This is a genomic window from Adlercreutzia aquisgranensis, assembly GCF_943193145.1.
Lineage (GTDB): Bacteria > Actinomycetota > Coriobacteriia > Coriobacteriales > Eggerthellaceae > Xiamenia > Xiamenia aquisgranensis.
Genome location: NZ_CALPDA010000028.1, coordinates 1 through 1116, shown reverse-complemented (window position 1 = coordinate 1116; position 1116 = coordinate 1). Strand labels below are relative to the sequence as shown.

Below are 1116 nucleotides of genomic sequence, written 5' to 3'. Positions count from 1 at the left end.
GACTGGTTCAAGAAGCAGCTGTTCGGTCCCAAGTCCGAGAAGCAGGTGTTTGACCTGCCTGGGCAGGATAGCCTGTTCGCGTCGGATGACGCCCCGGTTCCGGTGCAGCCGCCGAAAAATGAGAAGCGCACGGTTAAAGCCTATCAGCGTGGCACTGGCAAGAAACAGCGGGACGACGACTGCCTGAACGACACCGGCCTGCGCTTTACTGCCGATGTGCCGGTAGAAGTGGTTGAGCACCTGCCGCCAGAGCTGACCGGCCCGGAGGCCGATCAGTACGAAGTGATTGGCAGCAAGACTACCTTCCGGCTGGCCCAGCGGGCCTCCAGTTATGTGGTGCTCAAGTGCGAACGCCCGGTGTTCCGGCGTAAGGGCACGGATCAAAAACCTGTGACAACACCAGCCCCGTTCAACGTGCTGGACAACAGCCTGGCCGATGTCAGCCTGCTGGCCGGGTTGCTGGTGGACAAGTTCCAGTTCCACCTGCCGCTGTATCGCCAGCACCAGCGCATTCAACAAGCGGGTATTACCCTCAGCCGCAGCACCCTGACGAACCTGGTGAAGCGGGCCATCGACCTGCTTCGGCCCATTGTGGACGCCCAGACCGACAACGTGCTGCGCAGCCGGGTGCTGGCCATGGACGAAACACCCATCAAAGCGGGCCACCAGGGCCGGGCAGGCCCGCAGAAAGGCAAGATGAAAACAGGCTGGTTCTGGCCCCTATACGGTGATGACGACGAAGTGGTGTTTACCTACTCGAACAGTCGGGGCCGACTGCACATCGAGCAGGTTCTGAACGACCAATTCAGTGGCACTCTGATCAGCGATGGTTATGCCGCATATGCCCGCTATGCCGCGGCCCAGAAAGGCATTACTCATGCTCAATGCTGGGTGCATAGTCGCCGTTGCTTCGTTGAGGCCCAAAAGGATCATCCTGAGAAGGCCACCGAAGCCCTGCAACAGATCGCGAAGCTGTACCAGATTGAAGATACCATTAAGGAAAAGGAGCTCACCGGCGAGAAGAAGCGTCAATACCGGCTGGACCATGCGAAGCCGGTCGTCAGCGGCTTCTTCCAATGGTGCCGGGATCAGTTGGGGCAAGGCGGCCTGTTACCC

The 1116-nt window shown here is 59.8% G+C and carries 1 protein-coding gene; it reads left to right on the top strand.

Features of this window, described 5'->3' with window-relative positions:
- On the top strand, positions 1 to 1116 hold a 1116-nt coding region (tnpC, locus tag NFR41_RS10435), incomplete at both ends, for an IS66 family transposase (RefSeq protein ID WP_251231799.1).